Here is a 1,791-nt window from a genome sequence, read left to right as displayed (position 1 = left end):
AATTAGTTTGAATATACGAAAAATAATTGAAATTAAGCCTAAAAATTTTTTGACAAAAAATCAAAAATCAATTTTGGCGGACTCCCTAAAAGATAAAAAAATAGTTGGGGTAATTACTTCAGATAAATTAATTGTTGCGGTGGATGAAAATAAACTTTATGCCACAGATGGTGTTTATCTTTTTGGAACAAATGAAAAATTTAATCCTTATTTTGTAACCGCAATTTTCAATTCTAAATTGTATACTTTTATTTATAGACTTTATTCATTAGAAAATGGTAGAATCTTGCCTCAAGTAAAACCAGCCATGGTAAAACGAATGCCATTCATGGATATTGAACCCGATAAGCAAATACCATTTATAGAATTATCAAATAAATTGAGTTATTTAAATAAAGACCTTGCAAATTGTAAAACTCCAAAAGACGAAAAAATGTTAAAACTACAAATTGATAAAACTGAAGAGAAAATAAACCAGTTAATTTATGAATTATATGATTTAACTGAAGATGAGATAGTTATTGTTGAAAATGAAGTTGAGAATAACACTTGATTCCAATTTTCGATTTAATTTGCTATGGTAAATCATTTGCCATTAATAATATTTAGAATGTGTTTTTTTATAATTTCATTCATATGGGATGCAGATTTGTCCCATAGACAATATTCCTCTTCCTGATCATTTTTACGATAATCTTCAATGGAAGTGTTATAATTGATGTTGTACTTGTCTGCAATGATCTTGGTTTTAATGTAATATGTCTTGGAATATTCCAATCTGTCATATTCATCGGTCCAGTTGATGTTGTGCTCGCCCTGTATCATACCTAACTGATATATGTCTTTAAGGCATTCTTTTACTGATATTTCGTTTGTTTTAATCATTTCATTCACCTTTGATAATTATTTCAATTTTATGTTGGTTTTGCATTATAGTATTTTTGCTGAATTTTTTTTCTCAGGATAAAAAAGTAGCTATTATATATAAATCTTTATATATTATAAATAATAAATAAAATAATAATTAAGATAATATGGAGGAAAATCAACCATGCCAGATTCAATTATTTTACTTGAAGAGAGAAAAGAAGTTACAACTTTCTTATTGGATGAAGGTACCATCACTGCAACTACTGTAACTACTCCTACCGGAGAGACTCCGGGATATGAGTATGCTGGAGACAAAGTTAAAGTTGATGATGCCGTAACCTTATCAGATAACTCAGACATTGGAAAACCGACTGTAAAAAAATACACTGCAGCTGAAGGAGAAATCATTTTAGGAATTGCAGTCAACGATCCGGTTACTATGACTGGAGGTAGAAGAAAAACCGCAATATTGGTATTGGGACATTTGTTCAGATTGAAATTAGCCAGCGGATTATCAAACATTGCCGTTAATGACAGAATAGCTTTAAGCAGCACTGGAGCCATCAAATCAGATGACGGCGAATACATTGCAATGCATCCAGTTGAAAGCTCAGACGACTACAACTACATCGAAGTGTTCAGACCATACGACATAGGTGATAGCTAATGATAACAAAGGGAAACGATACCAAAGTCCAGAACGAGGTCATAGCACAGACAATCACTGACGAGTCAGCTAAAAGACTGAGATTGGCAAGGCTATTTCCAAAGCAGGAAATCAAGGAGAATTCCGACTACTATACCTACTTCAGACAGAACATCAATCTTGACGAAGCAATAAAGCGCGGACTTCTGGGCGAGGCAAAGGACCTTGCACCAGGCGCATCACTTCAGGAATTAAACATCAGAAAGCCTGTAACC

General features: G+C 32.7%; 4 protein-coding genes. 3 read left to right on the top strand and 1 reads right to left on the bottom strand.

The annotated features are described in order from the left end of the window. Positions 1 to 553 (top strand): TaqI-like C-terminal specificity domain-containing protein (locus ACJROP_RS09590; RefSeq protein ID WP_406535244.1); only part of this gene is annotated, 553 nt, incomplete at its 5' end. A 32-nt stretch (positions 554 to 585) separates the two neighbouring features. Here ACJROP_RS09590 and ACJROP_RS09585 read toward each other — a convergent pair. Continuing rightward, positions 586 to 885 carry a hypothetical protein gene (locus tag ACJROP_RS09585; RefSeq protein ID WP_406535243.1) on the bottom strand — a complete coding sequence of 100 codons (300 nt, stop codon included), beginning with the start codon at positions 883 to 885 and terminating at the stop codon, positions 586 to 588. 166 nt (positions 886 to 1,051) lie between these two features. Here ACJROP_RS09585 and ACJROP_RS09580 point away from each other — a divergent pair, with 166 nt between their 5' ends. Together ACJROP_RS09580 and ACJROP_RS09575 are read left to right on the top strand one after the other, a co-directional pair. Beyond that, positions 1,052 to 1,537, top strand: coding sequence for a hypothetical protein (locus ACJROP_RS09580; protein ID WP_406535242.1), 486 nt, complete (start codon positions 1,052 to 1,054; stop codon positions 1,535 to 1,537). Beyond that, the coding region (locus ACJROP_RS09575; RefSeq protein WP_406535241.1) for a hypothetical protein at positions 1,537 to 1,791 on the top strand (255 nt) is incomplete at its 3' end. The genes ACJROP_RS09580 and ACJROP_RS09575, both read left to right, overlap by 1 nt.

Source organism: Methanobrevibacter sp. (genome assembly GCF_045220775.1).
Classification (GTDB): Archaea; Methanobacteriota; Methanobacteria; order Methanobacteriales; family Methanobacteriaceae; genus Methanocatella.
Note: the sequence above shows the minus strand (reverse complement) of the source record. Positions and strands in the feature narration are given on the sequence as shown.

What these genes read in the sequence shown, in the direction of transcription:
- ACJROP_RS09585 (WP_406535243.1), bottom strand. Translation starts at nt 885, where the DNA reads ATGATTAAAACAAACGAAATATCAGTAAAAGAATGCCTTAAAGACATA.
- ACJROP_RS09580 (WP_406535242.1), top strand. Translation starts at nt 1,052, where the DNA reads ATGCCAGATTCAATTATTTTACTTGAAGAGAGAAAAGAAGTTACAACT.